The sequence below is a fragment of the Halomonas sp. RT37 genome (genome assembly GCF_040070525.1).
Lineage (GTDB): Bacteria > Pseudomonadota > Gammaproteobacteria > Pseudomonadales > Halomonadaceae > Halomonas > Halomonas litopenaei.
In genome coordinates, this window is the sequence record NZ_CP098827.1 from 1004808 (window position 1) to 1028529 (window position 23722).

Genomic DNA, 23722 nt, shown 5'->3' on the forward strand with positions numbered 1-23722 from the left:
TACCCCCGCCTTTAGGCGGGGGCATGGGGACGTGCTGTGACGGGATTGGTCAGCGGGTGGCACTTCTCGCCTGGTGGCAAGATGGGTCAGTCACCGACCCTTGCGATGGCCTCACGGACACCGGCAGCATACTCCGGGTGGCACTTCTCGAAGTGGCCGAGCTGACGCTCCTTGATAAAGTCCGGGACACCCTGCATATGCCGGGCGATATTGCCGAACAGTCGCTCCCGCTGCTCCGGGCTCATCAATTCGAACAGGGCGCGCGGCTGCGAATAATCGTCGTTGCCTTCGCGATGGTCGTAGCGCCAGGCGTCGCCTTCCAGCGGCAGCGGCGGTTCCACTACGCTCGGGTCCTCGGTCGGTCCATCGAAGGAGTTGGGCTCGTAGTAGGCGTCGCCGTTTTGCTCTCCGTTGGCGAAGAAGCGCATCGGGCCGTCCTTGTGGTAGTGGTGGACCGGACACTTCGGCTGGTTGACCGGCAGCGCCTCGTAGTGGGTGCCGAGGCGGTAGCGGTGGGCGTCGGCGTAAGAGAACACCCGTGCCTGCAGCATCTTGTCCGGCGAGAAGCCGATGCCCGGCACCTTGTTGGACGGTGAGAAGGCAGCCTGCTCGATCTCGGCAAAGTAGTTGTCGGCGTTGCGGTTGAGCTCGAAGTAGCCGACCTCGATCAGCGGGTAGTCGCCATGGGGCCACACCTTGGTCAGGTCGAAGGGATTGAACGGCGCCTGCCTGGCCTGTTCCTCGGTCATCACCTGGATAAAGAAGTTCCAGCGCGGGTAGTCGCCGTTTTCCAGGGCGTTGTAGAGGTCTTCCTGGGTGGTCTCGCGGCTCTTGCCCACCACCTGTTCGGCCTCGGCATCGGTAAAGTGCTTGTGACCCTGGGCGGTGCGGAAGTGGAACTTGCACCACACGCGCTGGTTGTCGGCGTTGATCAATGAGTAGGTGTGGGAACCGTAGCCATTGATGTGACGAACGTCGGTGGGCAGGCCACGGTCCGACATCAGCATGGTCACCTGATGCAGTGACTCTGGCGACAGCGACCAGAAGTCCCAGGCCGCGGTGGCCGAGCGCATGTTGGTGCGCGGGTGGCGCTTCTGGGTATGGATGAAGTCCGGGAACTTGGACGGATCACGGATAAAGAACACCGGCGTATTGTTGCCGACCACATCCCAGTTACCTTCCTCGGTGTAGAACTTCAGGGCGAAGCCGCGCACGTCACGCTCGGCGTCCGCCGCACCCTGTTCGCCGGCCACGGTGGAGAAGCGGGCCAGCATCGGCGTCTGGCTACCCGGGGTGAAGACCTTGGCCCTGGAGTAGCGGGTGATGTCCTGGGTGATGGTCAGGGTGCCGTGGGCGCCCCAGCCCTTGGCGTGGACGGTGCGCTCGGGGATGCGCTCGCGGTTCTGGTGAGCGAGTTTCTCGAGAAGCTGGTAGTCCTCGAGCAGCAGAGGTCCACGGGGGCCCGCACTCAGGCTGTTCTGGTTGTCACCGATGGGGGCACCGGCGCTGGTGGTCATTGTCTTGCGGGTCATGTGGCGTCTCCTGCTCTTGGTCTGGTCCGATATAAGGTATAGACCGCTGTCGACGAAGAACAATCGAACCTTTCTATTTCGTTTATAGGAAATGGATGTTTAGCGTTACTATTTATGCTATTCACGATGCATGTAACGTATTTCGCACCACCGCCACCGGCGGTTCGACCCTGAAGGAAAGCCTTCGTGCCCAAGCTGTGCAGATTTGTCGCTTCGCTCTCGCTGCAACTGAGAATGATGACTGGCCTGGCGATGACCTGGGTTGTCGTGGTGACGATCCTGCTGGCGTGGGGCTGGTACACCGGCAAGGACCTGGTGCGTGAGGTGAACTTTTCTCACCTGCGTTACGAGACGCATCTGATCGCCGATGAGGTGACCGAAGAGATCGAGACACGCCTGGCGATGCTTGAGCGGGTGGCGTCCAGGCACCCGAGTGGCGCGTTGCTCGACCCCGGCGGTGGGGTGTTGAAGGACAACAGCGTACTGCTCGAACTGTTCGACGGCCTGGTGGTGTTCGACGGCGACGGCAAGGTGGTCACCGATTGGCCGGTGACACCGGGGCGCGAAGGGCTCGATATCAGCGATCGTGAGTACTTCAGTTTTTTGCGCGAGGTCGGGCGGCCCTACGTCAGTGACCCCATCTATGGGCGTATTACCGGGCTTCCGCTGGTGCTGATGCTGGTGCCGCTGAAGGGCGACGACGGTCGTTTCATGGGGGCTCTGGGAGGCGTAGTCGAAGTTCATTCGGGCGGTATCTTCCGACGCTTGAGCCGGGTCCGGCTGGGTGGCGAAGGCTACGCAGCCGTGTTCAGCGCCTCAGGGCAGGTGCTCTACCACCCTGACCGTCGGCGCGTGATGGGGACGCTGGGAGACCTGTCCCACAACCCGGCCCTGGACCTGGCCCTCGATGGCTGGGAGGGCGAGCGTTATGGACCTACGGTAAATGGCGAAATGACCTTTCAGGCCTACCGGCAGGTGTGGCCGGCGGACTGGATCGTCGGCGTGTTCTTGCCGGAAGGCCAGGTATTGGCGCCCTTGTGGGGCTTGCTGAAACGCCTCAGCTGGGTCGGGGTGGGTATCGCGCTATTGCTGCTGCCGCTTCTTGGCTGGATGGTTTGGCTGCTGCTGCGGCCGCTTTACCAGTTGCAGTCGCAGATCGCCCAGGTAGGCAAGGGGCTGCGTGGGCGCGTCTCGCTGGGTACCGAGATGAAGGAATTGACCCAGGTCGCCGAGGCATTCAATGCCGTGGAGGTCGAGCGAAACCGGGCGCTGAATGATCTGCGCGGACGTCAGGCGTTCCTCGACAGCGTGCTGGCGTCCTCGCCGGTGGGCATGTTCGTGACCGACACCCAGGGGCGCATCACCTACATGAATGACGCCCTGGCCCAGTTGACCGGTCGTACCATGAAAGGGCAGGACCGCTACGGCTGGGTCCAGGCGATCCACGCCGAGGATCGTGATGCGGCGATCGAGCTGTGGCGCTACAGCATGGCCTCAGGGAAGGACTTTCTGCGTCAATACCGCTACTGGCGGGCCGATGGCGAGCTTCTGTGGCTGGAGGTTCACGCCAGCCAGGTCGCCATCGATACCGAGGTGATCGGCTTCGTCGGTACCGTGAAGGACATCACCGCCCGTCGTCAGCAGGAGGCGATACGTCAGTGGGAGGCCGAACACGATCCCCTTACCGGCCTCTTGAACCGTCGAGGCTTCGAGCGTCGCCTCGAGGAGGCCATGGCGGACTGGCGCAAGTTGGCCAAGCCCTCCGTTCTGATGCTGTTCGACCTGGATCGCTTCAAGCCGATCAACGATGAGGGTGGCCATCCGCTCGGTGACGAGATGCTGCGTCGCATCGCTCGGGAAGTCGGCCGCTGTGTTCGCAGCAGCGATCACGTGGCACGCCAGGGCGGCGATGAATTCGCGGTGCTGCTGCCAAGTTGCACACTGGCCCAGGCGCAACGCATCGGCGAGGCCATCCTGGCGGTGATCAACGACACCTGTGTGGTCCACGAGGGGCGTGAATACCATGTCACCACGAGCCTCGGCATCACCGAGTTTCGTGAAGGCGATGCCGATATTCACGCCCCCATCGAACGTGCCGATGCGGCCAGCTACGCGGCCAAGCGCCAGGGGCGCAATCGCCTGGTGGTGGACGAGAGCGAGGCGTAAGGCCGGCCGCACCGACGACCCAACCAACGACCCCACCGCCAACCACCCGACGACTCTTTGGCTGTCGCATCAGCGCCTGGGCGACGTCGGTCGACGTCCGATGACGCCCAGGCACTTTTTCATCCAGGCCGAAGGGGGCAGGGCATCTTCAGGGATGCTATTGATTGCCGCGTAGCTGGCGCTCCAGCTGCCCCAGTCGTGGGTCGTCCGGGCGTAGTCGGCGCAACTCGGCCAGGGCCGACAGCGCCTGGGGGATGCGCCCGCTGGTGGCGTTGACGTAGACCAGGGCGTAGAGCAGGTCGGGATCTCCGGGTGCCTGCCGGCGTCCCTGTTCGAGTGCCGCCAGGGCCTCGTCCTTGCGTCCCAGGCGGTCCAGCATCAGTCCGCGGTTGTAGTGGGTGCGGGCGTGGTCCGGGCGCCATTCGGCCGCCTTCTCGAGCCAGGACAGGGCCTCTTCCATCCCACCCTCTTCTTGCATCCCTCCATCCTCTGCCAGCGACAGTGCCAGCAGGTAGGCCAGGTGGCCTCGATCCGGTGCGGGCATGCCATCGAGGGCGATGCCGTCCTTCAGCAGTGCTCGGGCGTCCTGTTGGCGGCCTTCGGCGCTGAGCTGGGTGACCAGGTTGGCGCGGGCCGGCAGGAAGTAGGGGTCCATCGCCAGCGCCGCACGATACTGTTGCTCGGCTTCGTCCTCGCGTCCGGTACGCGCCAGCAGTACCGCCAGGTTGAGGCGGTTGCCGGGCAGGTCGGCGTTCTGCTCCAGGCGCCGCTCGTAGTCGCGACGTGCCTCGAGAAAGGCTGCACGACGCTCTTGTGGCATGACCATCAACGAGGTGCCGGCCAGCGCCTTGACCGCCTCGTCGCGTACCGCCAGGCGTTCGTCATCGATCAATGGAAGCAGCAGCTCGACCCTGGCGCCTTCGGGGGCCTGGGCGAATACTGGCGCTGCGGCGGCACGGACCAGTGGGGACTCGTCTTGCAGCGCCTGCTCAAGCGTCGGCAGGGCGTCGCCGGCAAAGGGGGTGAGCGCGTCCACCGCGGTGGCGCGCACTATGTCCGGAGTATCGTCATCCTCAATCAGCGCCTTCAGATAGTCCGGCGCTTCAGGGCGGCCCAGGCGGGCCGACTGAAGCGCCACACCGTAGTGGGAACGACTGGCGCTGCGGCTGTCGTCACCGAACCACTCACGAATCTGCGCCGCGGCGTCGGCGGGCGACAGGTCCTGGTGGCAGCCGGTGCAGGCGTCGGGGCTACCGGTGGCCTCGGCGAGATCCGGGCGGGGCACCCGGAAGCTGTGGTCGCGACGCGGGTCCACCACCATGTAGGTGGTCTCGGGCATATGGCAGCTCACGCACTGGGCGCCTTCGCTGCCGGGGGTATGGTGATGGTGCTCGGGACTGTCGTAGTTGTTGCGCTGCATGGTCGGGAAGCGCGGCGGAGGCGCCGGGTTGTGGCACTGCAGGCACAGGCCGTTGCCCTCGATCTTTACCTCGCTGGTATGCGGGTCATGACAGTCCATGCAGCTGACACCCTGCTGGTACATGCGGCTCTGGGTGAACGAGCCATAGACGTAGACCTCGCCCTGGATCTGGCCGTCGGCGTGGTACATGCCCTCGCCCAACAGGCTCGGCAGGGCGGCATCGGTCAGCGGAGCACCATGCACCGGGCCCGCGCCCAGCATCTGGCGGCGACTGTGGCAGCGAGCGCACTGCTCGACCAGCTCGGGGGCGTCCATGTCGGCGAGATCCAGGGCAAGGCCCATATCGCCGGCTGAGGCGGGAGAGGACGCGGGAGCGACTTCGTCGGCCTGCCACCGGGCCGCCCAGTCCAGGTGATCCTGGGCGGGGCCGTGGCAACTCTGGCAGCCGACACTCTGCTCGTGCCAGGTGGTGGCGAAGCTGTCGCTTTCAAGATCGTAGTGCTTCTCGAGGTTGGTCGAGTGGCAGTCGGCGCACATGGCGTTCCAGTTCTGGTAGCGCCCGCGCCAGTGCAGGGGGTCATCCGGGGTAAACGCCTGGCCCGGGTAGAGCGAGAACCAGCGCTGCCCACCTTCGTCGGCGGGGCGCGAGTCCCAGGCGATGGTCAAACTCTGCAGTCGTCCCCCTGGCTGCTCTACCAGATACTGCTGCAGCGGGCGTACGCCGAAGGTGTGGCGGATCTCGAAGGTCTCGGCGGGGTCCTGTGGGCCTTCCAGAGTCGCCAGGAAGGTATCGCCTCGGCGGTGAAAGCGTGCCTTGACCTCGCCATCCTCGAAGCTGGCGTCGTCGAAGTCGCCCAGTACATTGTCGGGGGTGGCGTCGCGCAGCGCCCAGGCGTGGTCGGAATCCTGCCATGCCTGGGTCTCGGCCTCGTGACAGGAGGCGCAGCTTCCTTCGGGGGCGTAGCCCTTGGCTTCGGTGGCCGTCGTCGGGGGCGTTCCCTGAGGCGCCTGGGCAATGCTCTCCGGTGCGGCCAGCAACCCCGCCATCAGGGCCATGGCAAGCGCTGGTGCCGATACCATCGAAAGCGCTGGTGTCAGCGTCGACGAAAGCGCAGGTGCGGGCCCTGTGGACTCGACGCTCGGAAGGAGCGTCGCAAGTCGAGCACGCAGGCATCGAAGAAAGGATAAACGGCCAGGTTCACGCATTACGTCGGGTCACTTGTGCAGTCGGGTTCAACGCCGTCAGGCGGTCGTGGGCAAGCTGTCGGTTTGCAGAGCGCGATGATGCAAGCTCTCGTGCACTTGGCAGGGCCTGTGCCAGGCGTTGCCAGAGGGATTCTTTACTGTCCATGCCATCGCCTTCGCCGCCGCCATCCCCATCGCTGCCGCCGTCGCCACCAGTATCGCGAAAACCTGCCGCTGGCTTGGCGATCTCGCGATCGGGACCGAGGCGGGCGCGACACAGGGCGTCGAGTCGGTTGGCAAAGCGGGCGCGCGCCTCGCTATTGCTGTCCAGATGGGGTTCCAGGGCCTCCCAGTGTCGGCGCACCGCGACCAGGTCGCGGGCATCGAGGGATCGCTTCAGGCGATGAAGCCCGGCCACGCCGCTGGCCTCGCGACGCTGGCGCTGTTGTTGCTGGTGATATTGCCAATGCGCACGCACCTTGGCACCGATGGCAAGGCGCCGCCACAGCCAGGCGGTGAGCGACACCAGCAGCACCAGTCCCAGCAGCCAGGGCAAGACGCCGAGAACGAGGCGCGACCAGTCCTCTGCGCTGCGAGCGGCGCGGGGTGCCGAGACGCTGACCTCGAGTGGCGCAAGCTCTGCCTGCTCCAGGCTGTCGCTCTCGGGATCGTACCAGCGCAGCGAGACTCCGGGCAGAGAACTCTTGCCACCGGTTTCTGCCACATAGGTCACGCGGTCGGTACGGGTGCCGCCATCGCTGGACTCTTCAAGGCGTGGTGTCTCGGGATAGACCCCGAGCGGGGCCATCGCTGTCTCGTCGCCTGCCTCCTTGGCCGGTGCAGACAGCAGGTCGGGCAGCAGCAGAGCGCTGCCGCCGCTCAGTCGCGCGGTGACCGTGCGGGTGACGCTGTCGCCGGCCTCGAGCTCGATGGGGCCGCTGTCACCGTCGGCACCGTCTTGCTCCGGTGACTGTCGGTCGTCGCCCGCGTTTTCGGTGTCGTCAGCATCACCATCGTCTCCTTTCTGGCCCTGCGCCTGCTCACCGTTCTTGCCATTCTCTCCGTTCTTGCCGTTCTTGCCGTTCTCTCCGTGCTTGCCCGCTCGCACGATCTCGAGCGTCTGGGTCAGCTCGATGTCGCGGGCCGACAGATAGGGCTCGAGTCCCTCGGCGGCCTCGGGCAGCTGGGCCGTCAGGGTCACCGGTGGCAGGGTGAGGCGTTGCTGGGTCGGGGAGTTGTCCTCGGGAGAGGCGTAGGTGACCTCGAGGCTGCCGCTGCCCAGTTCGAAGCGTCCGGCGGACAGTGGCGTCAGGCGATAGCGGCGCGATACACCGGACCAGGTCTTTCCATCGACGCGCTGGCTGGTCGGGGTGGTGGCGCGATCGCCCAGGGTCACCCTGAGCCCCGGCTGGTCCAGGCTCGGAAAGGTGACAGGCTCAGGCATCCAGGTGGGTACCAGCACCTGGACACGCAGCTCGGCGCTGTCGCCGGGCGCCAGCTCCTGCGGCTCGAGCTCGACCGTGAGCCGGACCGGGGACGAGCTGGTATTCGCCGCTGTCGCTGCGGCCGAGCAAAGTGTCGACATCAGCGCCAGCGACGACAGCAGCAACGACAGCAGCATGAGCCCCGCCAGACTCGGCGCACTCTTGCCAGGGCGCGAGGCGCGGCTGACTCGACGTGGGTTCATGGCGCCGTCTCCCTGTCGTTGTCGCTATCACGATCACTATCGGTCCCACTCACGGAGCTAGCGGGAGCCTGCGCCTCGATGGCGAAGCGCTGGCGTAGGAAGTCGCTGGTATCGGTGTCCAGGGTCTCGATCCACTGCTCGGCGGTGATCTGCTGGCCAGGTTTCTCCACCGGCTGTTCGGTGTCCTCACCCCGGGCCTCTTCATTGTCGAATACCACGTCGTCGGCGCCGATGCCGAGCTCCTCGCCGGTATCGGACTGCTCACGGGTGTCCTCGACGTAGGCGAGTATCTCCCTGGCCAGTTCCAGGTTGCGTTGACCTTCGGGATAGTCGGGGTCGCGCTCGAGCACCGTCTCGAAGGCGTCGATGGCGGGGCGGTACTGACGATTCTTGATCAGCGCCAGACCCTGGGTGAAGGCAGCATCGGCGCTGTCGAGCCGTTCGAGCACCTCGACCGCCGCCTGGTACTGGCCATCGCGGTAGAGCGCATAGCCGAGCCAGGCCGGATCCTCGAAGTGGCGGGCCGCACGGCCGTAGTCGTTGTGTTCGGCCCACCATCGGCCCTGCTGGTCCGGCGTCAGAAAGGCGTCTGCGAGGCCTTGGGTCAGCCTTCCCGCCAGGCTGGTGTCGAGGGTCTCGGTGGCCCTGGACGCCTCCTGGGCCAGGGCCGGCGTGACGGGCCCGGCCCACAGCACCGGCAGCAGCGCCAGGCCGGACAGGCCGAGCTGCCAGCCGCGGCGAAAGCCCAGTAGAGCGAGCAGTGCCGCCGGCCAGGCCAGCCATACGCCGCGATCCTCCCAGGCCAGGCGGTCGTCATCGCGTAGCGCCTGCTGGTAGGTGGCGGCCAGACGGCGGGTGATCTCGTCCACGTCGGCGTCGTCAACGCTCAGCCCCACGCGGGTCGCGCCTGCCACCGACGCCGTGCTTGTCCCGGAGCTGCGGGGAGCGTTCACGTCCAGCACCAGCAGGGTGTCATCCTCGCCGAGACCGGCCGTGACGGAACCCTGCGCGGTGACGCCGTCGCTCACCAGCAGTACCGCGCCGGGAAGCCCTGCGTTGTCGCGTCGAGCCCCGTCGAGCACGCTGGCGGCAAGCGCCAGCGCTTGCCCGGCGGCGTCGCCGTCTTCCGGCATGACGTCGCTGGAAAGCCCCTCGAGGTAGGGCGTGACCAGCGCCGGGTCGTCGGTCAGCGGCACCACCTGGTGGGCACTGCCGGCGTAGGCGATCAAGGCGGTACGGGCGCCGTCGCGACGTTCGAGCAGGGTCTGGATCTTGTGCTTGGCGCGCTCCAGGCGGCTTGGTGGCACGTCGCTCTGGTCCATGCTGGCGCTGACCTCCAGCACCACCACCAGCGGGGCGCTCTGGGCGATCAGCGGGTTGGGCATGCGCGTCCAGGCGGGACCGGCAACGCCCAGGATCAGCAGGATGGCGAGCAGCGCCAGGGTGTCCAGCGGCCGCAGTCGGCGGCGGTCGTGCCCATCGGCACGCAGGGCAGATGCCAGGTGGGGGGCAAAATGGTCACCGCCGATGTCCGCCGAGGGGGTCCGGCGGCGCCACCACCACAGCACCACCACCAGCGGCAGCAGCAGGCACCACAGTGGACGCAGCAGGTGCAGCGCGGAGAGACCGTCGAGCCATTCGCTCATGGCGTGCCCTCCTGCGTGTTGTCGCCGCGGCTGGTATCAGGGTGTTCGGCGACGTCTGTCCGGGTATCTGCCTTCCCGCCAGCGGGAGCGCCAGCCGTCCGTGAGCGGACCAACTGCCGGCGATCGAGCGCCAGGGTCAGCAGCACCAGCGCCGCCGCCAGAGCGAGCGGCCAGTGACTCAGCGAGCGGTGCTCGCGATAGCTGTGGGTGGCGACCTCACGCGGTGCCAGTTCATCGATCCGCGCGTAGATGGCGGCAAGTGCCTGCTGGTCGGTGGCGGTGAAGAAGGCGCCGTCGGTGGTCTCGGCGATGGCCTCGAGGGTTTCGCTATCGACGCGGTTTTCGCCGCTGCCCTGAGGATCACCCATGGCGATGGTGATCACCCGCACGTCGCGCTCGGCGGCGATGGAGGCGGCGTTGATGGGGCTCATGCGGCTGCCGGTGTCGGCGCCGTCGGACAGCAGGATCAACAGCCGCTGTTCCACGTCGCTTGCCTCGAACTGGCGGATGGCCAGACCCATGGCGTCACCCAGCGCGGTATGCGGGCCGGCCATGCCGACCTCGGTCTGGTCGAGCAGCGTGGTCAGCGTCTTGAGGTCCTCGGTCAGCGGCGCCTGGACGTAGGCCCGCGAGCCAAACACGATCAGCGCCAGACGCTCGCCCTCGCGATCGGCGACGAAGTCGGCGATGACCTCCTTGACCGCCGCCAGGCGCTGGCGGGGCTCACCCTCGGCATCGATCAGGTCGGACTCATCCATGCTGCCGGAGATGTCCACCGCCAGGATCAGGTCGCGGGCGGCGCTCTGCCAGACGATGGGTTCGCTGAGTTTCTCCGGACGGGCCAGGGCCAGCACGATCAGTCCCCACACCAGCGGCTGTGTCAGCCGAGCCAGCGGCGAGCGCTGGCGGCCGCGCGGAACCGAGACACCGGCGGCCTCCACCAGTCGCTGAAAGAACGGCAGGCGCAGCGCTGCCAGCCGTTGGCGGTGGGCTGGCAGCAGCCAGTAGGCCAGTAACGGCAGCGGCAGCAGGGCCAGCGCCCAGGGCGTCGCCAGTTCGATCATGACGCCGACTCCTGGGGAATATCGCGACGGTGGTGGCGGATCCAGCGTCGGCTCAGTGCCACGAGTTCCGCCGATGGGGGATTGGTGCCGTCTGTCGGGGTGGCCCGGTAGGGCGCCGTGGACAGCTCCTGGCCCAGCGGGCCGTCGAAATGCGGGGTGCGTCTGTCGCCCAGGCTTGCATCGAGAAAGCGCCACCAGCGCTGGCCGGTCAGGCCGGCGACACGCTCTCGCGGATAGGCAGAGAGGGCGGTCCGCCTGAGGATCTCCGCCAGGGCGATCGCTCCTTCGTCATCCAGGCGCTGGTCGAGCTCGATCAGGGCGGCGCGGCGATAGGCATCGGCACGCCAGCGCAGATACCGACGGATGCCCCATAGCGCCAATAGCGCCACTATCACGACGGCCAGCAGCGACCAGCCCCAGGTCTGGGGTATCCAGGGGATCGCAGGGGGAACCGGTGCCTCGGACAGCTGATCGATCAGGTCGGGCAACATCACGATATCGTCGTTGCTCGCAGCGGTACTCATCGCGGCCCCCCTGTCGCCGGGTCATCGCCAGCGTCTGAACCAGCAGCACCCTCGGACGGCAGCCCCAGTAAGGTACGCAGCTGGGGCAGGGTGGGGGAGCCCGCAGACAGCGACGCCAGGCCGACGCCAAGCTGTCGTGACCAGCGCTCAAGCTGCTGGCGGCGCTCCCTGGCCACGCTTTCCAACGCCCGGCGCTGATCGGCGTCGGAGGTATCAAAGCGGGCGTGGCGTTGACCGTCGGTGGCCACGCAGGCGAGGTCGTCAGGCAAGCGCTCGGACAAGGGGTCGCTGACCGCCACCAGCATCAGGTCATTGTGGCGGCGGATGGCGCCGAGCAGTGCTTCGGTGCGCGGGCCCGGAACGTCGAAATCGCTGAGCAGGATGATCAGGTGGTCACGGCTGGCCAGGCGTGCCACCGACGTCAGTACCTGATCCAGCGAGGTCGGCGCGGGTGCCTTGCGCTGTGGATGCAAGGCCTGGTTGGCCTGGGCCAGGGCGCTCAGGTAGCGCATCAGCTGGGCCCGGGAGCGACGCGGTCGGAACTCTTCGACGGCCTCGTCGCTGACCACGATGCCGCCCACCCGGTCGCCCTGCTCCAGCACAGCGAAGCCCAGCAGCGCGGCGGCTTCGGCGGCGGTGACCGACTTCATGGCGTGGCGGCTGCCGAAGAACATCGACATGCGCTGGTCGACCACCAACAGGGCGGGGCGATCGCGCTCTTCGGTGAACACCCGTACATGGGGAGTGCCGGTGCGCGCGGTGACCCGCCAGTCGATGTTGCGCACGTCGTCCGATGGCTGATAGTCGCGTAGTTCAAGGAAGTCCAGGCCGCGCCCCCGGAGGTGCGAGCCATGGCGGCCATTGAGCACGCTGCGAGCCGGCTGGCGCGGCAGCAGTCGCAGGCGGCGGCCCTGGGGTTCCAGCGCCGTCAGCTGGGCCAGGTCCAGGTGCACGCGCGGATCCAGCGTGGTTCGCTCCGTGGAGCCGGGCACCGTCCGGGAAGCCGGGTGTCTGGCGAATGGCAGGCGCATCGATACCTCTTGTCCAGGGATCCGTCCCTTGCCGGGGCGAGGCTCACGCCGTGGCGAAGTCTGGCGGCTAGAAGGCGTGTACGGACCGGGTTTGCACGAGACCAGGCCTCAGGGGAGCGCCACGCAGCCAAGCAGGGTGGCGACCGCGTCGTCGGCGCTGAAGCCCTGGCCCTGGGCCTCGAAGCTCAGCCCGATGCGGTGGCGCAGCACCTCCGGAGCCACCTGCTGGACGTCCACCGGATCCACGTAGTCGCGGCCTTCGAGCCAGGCGTGGGCGCGGGCGCAACGGTCGAGCGCCAGCGAGGCGCGCGGGCTGGCGCCGAGTTCGATGTAGCGGGCCAGGTCGTCGCTGAAGTCCGCCGGGTGACGGGTGGCGTCCACCAGCGTAGCCATGTACTGCTCCATCGGCTCGGCCACGTGCAGGGCGGCGATCTCGCGGCGGGCGGCGAAGATCGCCTCCTGGGCCAGGGCCACGGGGACCTGAGCAGGAGCGTCGCCGGCGGCCGGGCTTGCCTCGCGATTGTTGGCCTGCTCTTCCTGACGCACCAGGCGAATCACCTGAACCTCTTCCTCGCGGCTGGGGTAGTCGACCCGCACATGCATCATGAAGCGGTCCATCTGCGCCTCGGGCAGCGGGTAGGTGCCTTCCTGCTCGATCGGGTTCTGGGTAGCCAGCACCATGAACAGCGCCGGCATCTTGTGGGTCGTGCCGCCCACCGTGACCTGGCGCTCCTCCATGGCCTCGAGCAGGGCCGACTGTACCTTGGCCGGGGCGCGGTTGATCTCGTCGGCCAGCACCAGATTGGCGAACAGCGGGCCCGGGTGAAAGCGGAATACCGCGCCTTCCTCGCCCTGATGGTAGACCTCGCTGCCGGTCACGTCGGAAGGCAGCAGGTCGGGCGTGAACTGGATACGACTGAAGTCGGCCTCCAGGTGGCGCGCCATGGCCTTGACCGCGCGGGTCTTGGCCAGTCCCGGCAGGCCTTCGATCAGCAGGTTGCCGCCGGCCAGCAGGCCGATCACCAGCCGCCGAATGACGTCGCGCTGGCCGATGATCGACTCGCCGATGGCGGCCTCGAGTCCCTTGATGTCGTCGTTGAGGCTCATGGTTTCTCCGGGTAAAGGCGTTGCCAGTCGCGGGCCATGTCGATCAACTGCCAGTCGCGCGCTTCAGCCTGTTCCAGGCCATCGGCCAGGCGTCCGATATGGCTGTCGCTGTCGTAGGCGACCTCGCGCTCGCCATCGGTGTGGTGAACCAGCACGCCAAGGCGCGGGCCTTCGCCCTCGGTGGTCCAGATCAGCATCGGCACGTCGCCGTCTGAGTTGCCCACGGCGAGAATAGGGCGCTGGCCCAGATGGCGGTTGATCGATATCACCTTGCCGGGGCCGTCATCGAGCCAGATGTCGCCGCCGCGCTTGTAGAGCTGCGGATCGTCTTCGAGATCGACCAGTTCCATCTCGCCGGTACTGCCGATGATGTTCTGGGGCGGCACGCCATAGACGTCGCTGGCGAAGACGCGCATGAACTCGAGCCCGCCACCGGAGACGATGTAGGTCGAGAAGCCGTGGTCGCGCAGATAGCCGAGCAGTTCGAGCATCGGCTGGTAGACCATGTCGGTGTAGAAGCGGCCGGTCGCGGGGTGGGTGGCGTTGGCCAGCCAGTCGCTCACGTCCTGCTGGAAGTCACTCAGCGACAGGTCCTGGTGGGACAGCGACAGCAGCGCCTGGATGCCTTCCTCGCCTGCCTCCAGCAGGGTGTCGATGTCACCTTCGGCGGCGGCCTTCTTGAGCGGCGTGTCGAGCGCCTCGGGGTCGGCCTCGCTGGCGCGGTCCAGGGCGTAGAGCAACTGGGTGTAGGCGGGCTGTTCACTCCACAGGGTGCCATCGTTGTCGAACACCGCGATGCGTCGCTCCTGTGGCACGAAGTCTTCGCTGTCCGGATCGCTGGTGGTCTCGACAAAGTCGACGATGGTGCTCTTGCTGTGACCGGCATTCCAGGAAGGCAGCGGGTCGGCCAGTGCCATCGCAGGAAGCAGAGACAACAGTACCGCGGGCAGCAGCGTTGCCAGTGACTGTCGTTGGAGGATGCTCGGATTAGGGGGATTCATGCACTCGGTTCCTTGAGAGAATGGAAGGGGCTCTTCGACCCGTCTTTTTTCACCGACGAGCCGCCCCCGGGGGAGCGGCTCGTGGCGTTCAAGCCGGCGTTAGTGAACGCTGGCGGGTTGTTCCAGGGCTTCCATTACCTGATCCAGACTGAAACTTGCTGCCTTCATGCGTGGCGGAAACTCCTTGAAGGTCTCCAGGAAGTTTGCCACATAGGACTGGGCGGGCAGGGCCAGGAAGGAGTGATCCAGCAACCAGTCATAGTAGGTGTTGGAGGTCAGCTGAGCACGCTCGTAGGGATCGCGGCGAAGGTTGAACATCAAGGGGACACGCAGCGGGGTGAAGGGGTTCGCCCACACTTCGAAGGTACCCTCGATGCGCTGCTCCATGAACACCAGCTTCCAGTCATCGTAGCGCAGCGCGGTCAGGTCACCGTCATCGGAGAAGTAGAACACCTCATGACGGGGGCCTTCCTCACTTTCCCCGGTGAGCAGGGGCAGGAAGTTGTAGCCGTCCAGATGTACGTTGTACTCGCGACCGATGGCCTGAACGCCACCCTCCAGCAGGTCCTGCTTGATGGAATCGTTGCCGACGGCGGCCATGAAGGTCGGCATCCAGTCCATGTGGTGCATGACCTCGTTGGAGATGGAGCCTTCCTCGATCTGACCTGGCCAGCGGACCATGGCGGGTACCCGCCAGCCGCCTTCCCAGTTGGTGTTCTTTTCACCGCGGAATGGCGTCATGCCAGCGTCGGGCCAGGTATTCATGTGCGGCCCGTTGTCGGTGGAGTAGAACACGATGGTGTTGTCGGCGATGCCCAGCTCGTCAAGCTTGTCGAGGAACTGGCCCACGTGCATGTCGTGCTCGACCATACCGTCGGCGTATTCGTTCTGACCGGAGATACCGCGCAGCTCGTCCTTGACGTGGGTACGGAAGTGCATGCGGGTGGCGTTCCACCAGACAAACCAGGGGGTGCCCTCGGCGGTCTTGCGCTCGATGAAGTCCAGCGCCGCGGCGGAGGATTCCTCGTCGATGGTCTCCATTCGCTGGCTTGTCAGCGGTCCGGTGTCCTCGATCTGCCCGTCGGCGCTGGACTTGATTACCCCACGGGGGCCGAAGGCCTCGCGGAAGGTACGCCCGTCCGGCATTTCCATATCGGCAGGGTAGTCCGGGTGCTCGGGTTCTTCCTCGGCGTTGAGGTGATAGAGGTTACCGAAGAATTCGTCGAAACCGTGATTGGTCGGCAGGTGTTCGTCGCGATCACCCAGGTGGTTCTTGCCGAACTGGCCGGTGGCGTAGCCTTCGGCCTTGAGCAGGGCGGCGATGGTCGGGTCCTTCTCGCTGATGCCCTGAGCGGCGCCCGGCAGGCCGACCTTGGATAGCCCTGTGCGAAACACGCTCTGGCCGGTGATGAAGGACGAGCGGCCGGCGGTGCAGGACTGTTCACCATAGTAGTCGGTGAACATCATGCCTTCGTCGGCGATGCGGTCAATATTGGGGGTCTGGTAGCCCACCAGACCGTGGGTGAAGGGCGAAATATTGGACTGCCCGATATCGTCGCCCCACAGCACCAGGATGTTGGGTTTGGACGAGTTCCCGTTGTCCTGCTGCTGGGAGTCATTCTCCTGGGCAAGCACCGACGTGGACATCGTCATGATAAGGCTGGCCGCTAGATAACCGCTCCAGCGTTGCGCTCTGTTGCGATAAGGATTGAATGCGAACACCGTCTGTCTCCCTGACCCGGTCACGTACGACGATGACCAGTGATTTGACGCGATGAGAGGCTCCAAGGGAGCCCGATCGAACGAGTATAGGAGGAGTTGTTGACGATTCAGTGCAACAGAAGAGGTAAGGCGGGGGAGGATAATCAGGGTAAGGAGAGAAAGCGTCTCATTGCGGCGAGAAAGTCCGATGTTGGCGGACGTTTCGCGTCAAATACAAGGAGTTGCTGGATTGTCGTATTTTTGTAAAAAAGTGTTTTGATGACGCGGTCGACGTCGGTACAGAAATTGGAAGGGCGTCGAACGAAAGATCAGATAGAAAGGCTAGACAGAAAAGCCAGAAAGAAAAGACAGACAAGATACAAGAAAGACAATCGATGGCGCGCCCGGGAGGATTCGAACCTCCGACCACCTGATTCGTAGTCAGGTACTCTATCCAGCTGAGCTACGGGCGCGCAGATGCCGCAGGGGATGCGGCGTCGAGAGGCTGCGCATGGTAGAGCAAAGAATGTGATTTCGCAAGGTGTCTTCGGGAGGCAGTACCAGGCCCGGCCTGCGGGACTGGCCGCCGAATCAAGTAGCGGAGCTGCTTGATCAGGAACCAATCAACCGATCCGCCAACTTGCCGATATCGTCGACGCTATAGTCCGGTACCGGGACGCCGTCCGCCGGCAACATGGCGTTGTAGGGTCGTAGCACCAGTGCACCCTGCCAGCCGGCGGCCTGGGCGCCGATGGTATCCCACAGGTGGCAGGCAATCAGGCACAGTCTAGATGGCGGTGTCTGCATGGCCTCGGCGACCTGGGCGTAGGTGTCCGGCGCGGGCTTGAACTTTTTGACCTGGTCGACGCTGAACGAGCGCTCGAAATACTCGGCCAGTCCTGCCTTTTCCAGCGGCGTGGGGCCAGCGCCCGGTGCCGAGTTGGTCAGGGTGACCATGCGAAAGCCGGCCTGACGAAGCCGCTCGAGTGCCGGGGCCACGTCGGAGTGCGCCGGCATGGAGCCGATGCGCTCACCCAGTTCGTCGAGATCGTTCTGCTCGAGGGTGACCCCGTGAATCTCGGCGGTCATGCGCAGGGCGCCTGCGCCGAGTTGGCCGAAGGGCGTATAGAGACCCGACAGGGTCATCGACTGGGAGTAGAGGATCAGCTGGGCGAACCATTCGCGCAGCATCGCCGGGTCGCCGAACAGCCGATCGAACAGCGGCTCAAGGTGGGTCAGGTCGAGCAACGTTTCGTTGACGTCGAAGACCAGCACGTCGGGGCGTTCTGGGGCAGTCATGGCGTCTCCTTGATCGAGCCCGTCGCGATCGACGGGGCCTTCGGTGGCCTCGGCCAGGTACCACGACCAGGCACCACGACAGGACGCCACAGTAGCGTCCTGTCGATAGGGTGGTCGTTACTCGGCCTTCTTCCAGTCGAACTTGGCGAAGGGTTCGTCCACCGGGGTGTTGGCCAGGTGATTGGTGTAGTTGCTCATGACCTTCTGGGACAGGGCCAGGATCACTTCGAGCACCTGGCGCTTAGTGTAGCCGGCGTCGAGGAAGGCCTGCACGGCGTCGTCATCGACGTTGCCACGTTCGCGCACGACCGACAGGGTGAAGGTACGCAGCGCTTCGAGGCGCTCGTTGGGCAGCGGGTCTTCGTTGCGCAGGGCGTCGGAGACGGCGTCATCCACTTCCATCTGCTTGGCGATGGCGGTGTGGGCCGGCACGCAGTAGTGACAGTTGTGCTCGACGTTGATGGTTTGCCACACCACGGTGGTTTCCTCGGCATCGAAGGAGGAATCCAGAAATAGCTGGTGCAGGCGCTGGTAGCCTTCCAGCAGGCCCGGTGCCTCGGCCATGACCGCGTGCAGGTTGGGGATCATGCCAAAGGCGTTGACCGAGTTGTCGAGCAGTGCCTGGCTCTCTTCGGGGGCGCTTTGCTTGTCGTGGAGGCTAAAGTCGGTCATCGGGTTCTCCTGTGTGATGGCGCCTGTGGCAAGGCCGCAGACCGTTGCAGACCGGGGCGTTGCACGCGCCATTGATTCCGAATTTTTTGAGCGATTGCTCAAAATTGGCCGCCAGCAGGCCCTGCTGAAAGCCGTTCGGGCACACTCTAGCTATACCTGAGCGATCACTCAAGTTAAAATTTGAGCAGTTGCTCAATTTTCTGAAGGCCGTACCGGCCACGACACCGGACCCATCCATGCCGCGCGCGACACTACACAACCGTCAGGATTCGCTTGAACGTGCCCTGCACCTGTTCTGGCAGAAGGGGTTCCACGCTACCTCGCTCAAGGACCTGGAACGCACCCTCGATATGCGGCCGGGCAGCATCTATGCCGCCTTCGGCAGCAAGGATGCGTTGTTTCAGGAGGCGCTGGAACGCTATGCCCGGCTCGGGCTGGTCGAGCTCGAGCGTACCCTGGCCGAGTACGACTCGCCCTTGGCGGGGCTGGCCGCCTACCTGCGCAAGCTGGGCTGTCTGCGGGACCAGGAGCTTCCCAGCCGGGCCTGCATGCTGGTGAAGAGCCTGCTGGAGTTGGGCGAGCGAGAGCAGGCGGCGCTGGGCAAGGCCGAGGCCTTGCTCGAGGCCATGGAAGCCGGCTTCGTCGAGCAGTTTCGCGCAGCCAAGGACGCCGGAGAGCTTGAGCCGAGCGCCGACCCGGTGCGCCTGGGACGGCGGCTACAGGCCGAGGTGATGGGTCTTCGCGCCTACGCCCAGCGCGAGGTCGATAGCCAGGCGGTGCACGCCCTGGCCGACGATATGGCCCGGTCGATCGAAGCGCTGCGGCTTCCCTGATAGCGGCGCGCCTGTTCTGATCGAAGCGCTGCGGCTTCCCTGATAGCGGCGCGCCTGTTCTGATGCACGTCCGCCAATGGTGGGCTGCCTGCCGAGTCCGACGCAGGTAACGCCAGACTCGGCAGCGGGCAGGGCCTCAGGAGGCGGAGGGTGATGTCGCCTCGGGTGACGCGGTATCGCTATCGCCTGAGCGTGGCCGGCGACGTTCCACCAGGCGACGCACGCCCACATAGAAGAGCGGGGTCAGCAAGAGCCCGAACAGGGTCACCCCGATCATCCCGTAGAACACCGCCACGCCCATCGCCTGACGCATTTCGCTACCCGCACCGGAGGCCAGCATCAGCGGGATGACGCCCGCGGTGAAGGCCACCGAGGTCATCAGGATCGGCCGCAGGCGCAGGCGGCAGGCGGTCAGCACAGCGTCCAGTCGCGACTGTCCCTGGCTCTGCTGCTCGCGGGCGAACTCCACCAGCAGGATGGCGTTCTTGCAGGCCAGCGCCACCAGCACGATCAAGCCGATGCGGGTGAAGATGTTGTTGTCACCGCCGGTCAGCCACACACCGGCCATGGCCGACAGCAGCGTCATTGGCACGATCAGGATGATCGAGAACGGTAGCGACCAGCTCTCGTACTGGGCCGCCAGCACCAGGAACACCAGCAGCACCACCAGCGGGAAGACGTAGATCATGGTGTTGCCCGCCAGCACCTGCTGGTAGGTGACCTCGGTCCACTCGTAGGCCACGCCGGCCGGCAGGGTGGTGGCCAGCACCTCCTCGATCGCCTGCTTGGCCTGGTCACTGGACACGCCCGGTGCCGGCGAGCCGTTGATGTCGGCGCTGACGAAGGTGTTGTAGTGCATGACCCGGTCCGGCCCGGTGGTCGGGCTGACCTCGACGAAGCTGCCCAGCGGGATCATCCGGCCGTCGTTGCTGCGCACCTTGAGCTGGCGGATGGCCTCGGCGTCCAGGCGGTATTCGGCGTCGGCCTGGGCGCGCACCTGGTAGGTGCGCCCGAAGCGGTTGATGTCGTTGACGTAGAGCGACCCCAGGTAGATCTGCAGGGTGTCGAACACCGCGTCTAGCGAGACATTCATCACCAGCGCCTGCTCGCGGTCCACCTCCACGTCGTACTGCGGCACCTGGATGCGGTAGCTCGAGTAGACACCGGCCAGCCGCGGATCCTGGTTGGCGGCGCCGACCACCGCCTGGGTCGCCTCGAACAGCCCGTCGAAGCCGACGTTGCCGCGGTCCTGTAGCTGCAGCTTGAACCCCCCGGTGGTGCCGAGGCCAAGGATCGGCGGGGGCGGGAACACCGCCACGTAGGCCTCGTCGATCTGGGCGAACTGGGCATTGAGGCGGGCGGCGATGGCGCCGGCCGAAAGCTCCGGCGACTGGCGCTCGTCGAAGGGCGCAAGCGGGGTAAAGACGATGCCCGAGTTGGAGGCGTTGACGAAGCCATTCACCGAAAGACCGGGGAAGGCCACGGTGTTGGCTACCCCCGGCGTTGCCAGGGCGATCTCCTGCATCTCGGCGAGCACCTCGCTGGTGCGCTCGAGGCTCGCGGCGTCGGGCAACTGGGCCATGGCCACCAGGTACTGCTTGTCCTGGGACGGAATGAAGCCGCCGGGGACCTCCTGAAACAGCTTGCCGGTGAGTCCCAGCAACGCCAGGTAGCCGAGACCGACGATCAGCCCGAAGCGCAGCAGGCGACGAATCAGCCCGGTGTAGCCCCGCGACATGGCAGCGAAGGCCCGGTTGAAGGGGCTGAACAGCCAGCGGCCGAACAGGGCGTCGATCAGCCGGGTCAGCCAGTCGGGCTTCGCCCCGTGGGGCTTGAGCAACAGCGCCGACAGTGCCGGTGACAGGGTTAGCGAGTTGAACGCCGAGATCAGCGTCGAGATGGTGATGGTCAGCGCGAACTGCTGGTAGAACTGGCCGGTCAGACCGCTGATGAAGGCGGTCGGCACGAACACCGCGGTCAGTACCAGGGCGATGGCGATGATCGGCCCGGTGACCTCGCTCATGGCTATGCGGGTGGCCTCATAAGGCGAGTGGCCGAGTTCGATATTGCGCTCGACGTTCTCCACCACCACGATGGCGTCGTCCACCACGATGCCAATCGCCAGCACCAGGCCGAACAGTGACAGCGTATTGATCGATACGCCGATCAGTTGCATCACCGCGAAGGTGCCGATCAGCGAGACCGGCACCGCGATCAGCGGAATCAGCGATGCTCGCCAGGTCTGCAGGAACAGCACTACCACGACCACTACCAGCAGCACCGCCTCCAGCAGCGTATGCACCACCGCCTCGATGGAGCCCCGCACGAACACCGTGGGGTCGTAGACGATGTCGTAGTCGACGCCGTCGGGGAAGGTCTCGGCGGCCTCGGCCATATAGTCGCGCACGCCGTCGGACAGGGCGATGGCGTTAGAGCCCGGACGCTGGAACACCGGCAAGGCCACCGCGTCCTTGCCGTCGAGCTGGGCGCGCAGGGCGTACTGGTCGGCACCGAGCTCCACCCGGGCGACGTCGCCCAGGCGGGTGATGCGGCCGTCGTCGTCCACCCGGATCACGATCTGGCGAAATTCTTCAGGCGAGGACAACCGTCCCTTGACGTTGAGCAGGCGCTGGAACTGGCTTTCGCGCGGGGCTGGCTGGGCGCCCAGGCTGCCGGCGGCGACCTGCTGGTTCTGCTCACGCAGCGCCGCCACCACGTCGCTGGCGCCGAGGCCCCGGGAGGCGATGGCGTCCGGGTCGAGCCACACCCGCATGGCGTACTCGCCGGCCCCGAACAGGCCGACGTCACCTACGCCCTCGAGGCGAGCGATGTCGTCCTGCAGGTTCAGCCGCGCAAAGTTCGACAGCCACAGCTGGTCGTAGCGCCCATCCGGTGAGGTCAGGTGGACCACCATGGTCAGGTTGGGCGACGACTTCTCGGTGGTCACCCCCAGCGCCTGGACCTCCTGGGGCAGGCGAGGCGTGGCGCGGGCCACCCGGTTCTGGACGTTGACCTGGGCCTGGTCCAGGTCGGTGCCGAGGGCGAAGGTCACGGTCAGCGTCAGGTTGCCGTCGGCGGTGGACTGGGAGTCCATGTACAGCATGCCTTCGACCCCGGTGATCTCCTGCTCCAGCGGGGTGGCCACGGTCTTGGCGATGACCTCCGGATTGGCGCCGGGGTAGTTGGCCTTGACCACCACGGTGGGCGGCACCACCTCGGGGTATTCAGAGACCGGCAGCTTGAACAGCGCCAGGCTGCCGGCCACCACGATCAGGATCGACAGCACCGCAGCGAACACCGGGCGTCTGATAAAGAAGTTCGACAGGTTCATGTGCGCGCAGGCTCCTGATCGAGGTGCTTGGCGTCGAGGCGTTCGGCCAGGCGACGGGTACGCTCTCGCAGTTGCTCCAGCGGGGCGCGGTCGGGGCCGTCGACCAGCGCAGGAGAGATCGCCATGCCGGGGCCGAACTTCGAAGGACCGGCGGCGACCACGGACTCACCGCCCTCGAGCCCTTCGCTGATCTCGCGCCAGGCCCCGAAGCGGGCGCCGGTGGTGACCTTGCGGTAGGCGAGTTTGCCCTGTTCGTCGGCGACCAGTACAAAGTTGGCGTCGAGGTCGGTGCCAATGGCGCGGTCGGGCACCAGCACCCCATCGCGATGGCGGGCGGCAGCGATTCGCACCCGGGCGAAGGCGCCGGGGCGCAGCGAGGGATGCCCGGCGTCGAAGCGAGCGCGCACCCTCAGGGTGCCGGTGGCCTCATCGACCCGGTTGTCGATAAAGTCGAGCTCGCCCAGGTAGGCGAAGTCGTCCTGGCCGGCGAGCTGCAGTTCTACCGGCCAGCCCTGATCGGCGGTAATCTCGGCAAAGTCGCGGTTCCAGCTGCGCTCGTCGATATCGAAGTAGGCGTCGACCTGGTCGGTGCTGACGATGGTGGTCAACACGCTCTGGCCGGCGCTGACCACGTTGCCCACCGTCAGGTCGGCGCGGGAGACGCGACCGCTGATCGGCGCGCTGACCTCGGCGTGGGCCAGATCGAGACGAGCACTGTCGAGCTGTGCCTGCAGCGAGGCGACCTCGGCATTCTGGGCCTGGGCACTGGCGCGCCGGGCCTCGGCTTCCTCGCGGGCCATCAGGTTGCGCCCGACCAGCTGATTGGCACGGTTGGCCTCACCGTTGGCGCGGGCCAGCTCGGCCCGGCCCCTGGCAAGCCCCGCCTCCAGCTCACGCACCCGCGCCTCGAAGGGCGCCAGGTCCAGGCGCACCAGCGGTTGGCCCTGTTCGACCAGGGAGCCTTCCTCGAACAGGATCTCGGCCACCTGACCGGTGACCCGGGGGCGCAGGGTGACACGCTCGGGAGCCTCGAGGCGGGTGGTGTAGCGATACCAGTTCGAGACCGGCTGACGCACCGCCTGAACCACCTCGACCCGAGGCGCGGGCGCAGAGCCCGCGCCATCGGCAGCGTCACCCTGTCCTCCCTGACCTTCGCCGGGTTGGCAGGCCGCCAGCAACAGCGCCAGGGTGGCGAGCCCCAGGCCACGGGCCAGGCGACGTGTTGCACGAGGTGCAGTGCGACGTGCCGTGCGACTCGCCTTGCGATGTCCAGTGCGGCCAGCGCTATCGGCACCCCCTCGAGCCGGCAGGTCGTCAGGCTGCGGTGGCGATACGGCAAGCGCAGGGGAGGGGGCAGGCGACACCACCTGGGGGTCGCACGGGGGGCGTTGGTCGGACATCTGGCGACTCCTGAGCAAAAGGTTCGCCAGTGTAATCCTCGATCGAGACTTGTATTAGACCGGTTGGTCGCACATTATTGATGCCAAATATGCACGCATGTGTGCGCTTGTACCTTCTGTGGA

At 66.1% G+C, this 23722-nt stretch carries 16 protein-coding genes and 1 tRNA gene; 2 read left to right on the forward strand and 15 right to left on the reverse strand.

The genetic code is table 11. The annotated features are described in order from the left end of the window. Positions 1–86: 86 nt before the first annotated feature. Positions 87–1532, reverse strand: coding sequence for a catalase (locus NFG58_RS04575; protein ID WP_108131411.1), 1446 nt, complete (start codon positions 1530–1532; stop codon positions 87–89). A 186-nt stretch (positions 1533–1718) separates the two neighbouring features. Between NFG58_RS04575 and NFG58_RS04580 the strand changes: the two genes are divergently transcribed. After that, positions 1719–3698, forward strand: a complete 1980-nt coding sequence (locus NFG58_RS04580; protein ID WP_308812403.1) for a diguanylate cyclase — start codon at positions 1719–1721, stop codon at positions 3696–3698. Between the two features lie 157 nt (positions 3699–3855). Here the strand turns inward: NFG58_RS04580 and NFG58_RS04585 are convergent, their stop codons facing one another. The 12 genes from NFG58_RS04585 to NFG58_RS04640 form a co-directional block, all read right to left on the reverse strand. Continuing rightward, the gene (locus NFG58_RS04585) at positions 3856–6198 is read right to left on the reverse strand and encodes a tetratricopeptide repeat protein (protein WP_197037051.1); all 2343 of its coding nucleotides are present in this window, start codon (positions 6196–6198) and stop codon (positions 3856–3858) included. Positions 6199–6316: 118 nt separating this feature from the next. Next, the gene (locus tag NFG58_RS04590; protein WP_108131413.1) at positions 6317–7990 is read right to left on the reverse strand and encodes a BatD family protein; all 1674 of its coding nucleotides are present in this window, start codon (positions 7988–7990) and stop codon (positions 6317–6319) included. Continuing rightward, positions 7987–9636, reverse strand: coding sequence for a VWA domain-containing protein (locus NFG58_RS04595; protein ID WP_108131414.1), 1650 nt, complete (start codon positions 9634–9636; stop codon positions 7987–7989). The genes NFG58_RS04590 and NFG58_RS04595 overlap by 4 nt, the downstream gene beginning before the upstream one ends. Next, positions 9633–10700 (reverse strand): VWA domain-containing protein, encoded by a 1068-nt coding sequence (locus NFG58_RS04600; protein ID WP_108131415.1) that lies wholly within the window; start codon positions 10698–10700, stop codon positions 9633–9635. Before NFG58_RS04600 ends, NFG58_RS04595 begins: the two co-directional genes overlap by 4 nt. Next, positions 10697–11224, reverse strand: a complete 528-nt coding sequence (locus NFG58_RS04605) for a DUF4381 domain-containing protein (protein WP_108131416.1) — start codon at positions 11222–11224, stop codon at positions 10697–10699. The genes NFG58_RS04600 and NFG58_RS04605 overlap by 4 nt, the downstream gene beginning before the upstream one ends. After that, positions 11221–12255 (reverse strand): DUF58 domain-containing protein, encoded by a 1035-nt coding sequence (locus NFG58_RS04610; RefSeq protein WP_108131417.1) that lies wholly within the window; start codon positions 12253–12255, stop codon positions 11221–11223. Before NFG58_RS04610 ends, NFG58_RS04605 begins: the two co-directional genes overlap by 4 nt. 108 nt (positions 12256–12363) lie before the next feature. Beyond that, a complete protein-coding gene (locus NFG58_RS04615; RefSeq protein ID WP_108131418.1) occupies positions 12364–13362 on the reverse strand; it encodes a MoxR family ATPase in 999 nt (332 codons plus the stop codon). Next, on the reverse strand, positions 13359–14363 hold the full coding sequence (locus tag NFG58_RS04620) for an HAD family hydrolase (protein ID WP_108131419.1): 1005 nt from the start codon (positions 14361–14363) through the stop codon (positions 13359–13361). The genes NFG58_RS04615 and NFG58_RS04620 overlap by 4 nt, the downstream gene beginning before the upstream one ends. 99 nt (positions 14364–14462) lie before the next feature. Beyond that, positions 14463–16016 (reverse strand): arylsulfatase, encoded by a 1554-nt coding sequence (locus tag NFG58_RS04625; RefSeq protein WP_348827641.1) that lies wholly within the window; start codon positions 16014–16016, stop codon positions 14463–14465. A gap of 444 nt (positions 16017–16460) precedes the next feature. Further along, positions 16461–16537, reverse strand: a tRNA-Arg gene (locus NFG58_RS04630). Positions 16538–16676: 139 nt separating this feature from the next. Then, positions 16677–17363, reverse strand: a complete 687-nt coding sequence (locus NFG58_RS04635) for a haloacid dehalogenase type II (RefSeq protein WP_108131634.1) — start codon at positions 17361–17363, stop codon at positions 16677–16679. 117 nt (positions 17364–17480) lie between these two features. Continuing rightward, the gene (locus tag NFG58_RS04640; RefSeq protein WP_108131421.1) at positions 17481–18035 is read right to left on the reverse strand and encodes a carboxymuconolactone decarboxylase family protein; all 555 of its coding nucleotides are present in this window, start codon (positions 18033–18035) and stop codon (positions 17481–17483) included. A 236-nt stretch (positions 18036–18271) separates the two neighbouring features. Here NFG58_RS04640 and NFG58_RS04645 point away from each other — a divergent pair, with 236 nt between their 5' ends. Beyond that, complete coding sequence (locus tag NFG58_RS04645) at positions 18272–18868, forward strand: TetR/AcrR family transcriptional regulator (protein WP_286986177.1); 597 nt, start codon at positions 18272–18274, stop codon at positions 18866–18868. Between the two features lie 136 nt (positions 18869–19004). Here the strand turns inward: NFG58_RS04645 and NFG58_RS04650 are convergent, their stop codons facing one another. Together NFG58_RS04650 and NFG58_RS04655 are read right to left on the reverse strand one after the other, a co-directional pair. Beyond that, on the reverse strand, positions 19005–22199 hold the full coding sequence (locus NFG58_RS04650; protein WP_348827642.1) for a multidrug efflux RND transporter permease subunit: 3195 nt from the start codon (positions 22197–22199) through the stop codon (positions 19005–19007). Continuing rightward, positions 22196–23599, reverse strand: coding sequence for an efflux RND transporter periplasmic adaptor subunit (locus tag NFG58_RS04655; RefSeq protein WP_348827643.1), 1404 nt, complete (start codon positions 23597–23599; stop codon positions 22196–22198). The genes NFG58_RS04650 and NFG58_RS04655 overlap by 4 nt, the downstream gene beginning before the upstream one ends. Positions 23600–23722: the final 123 nt, after the last annotated feature.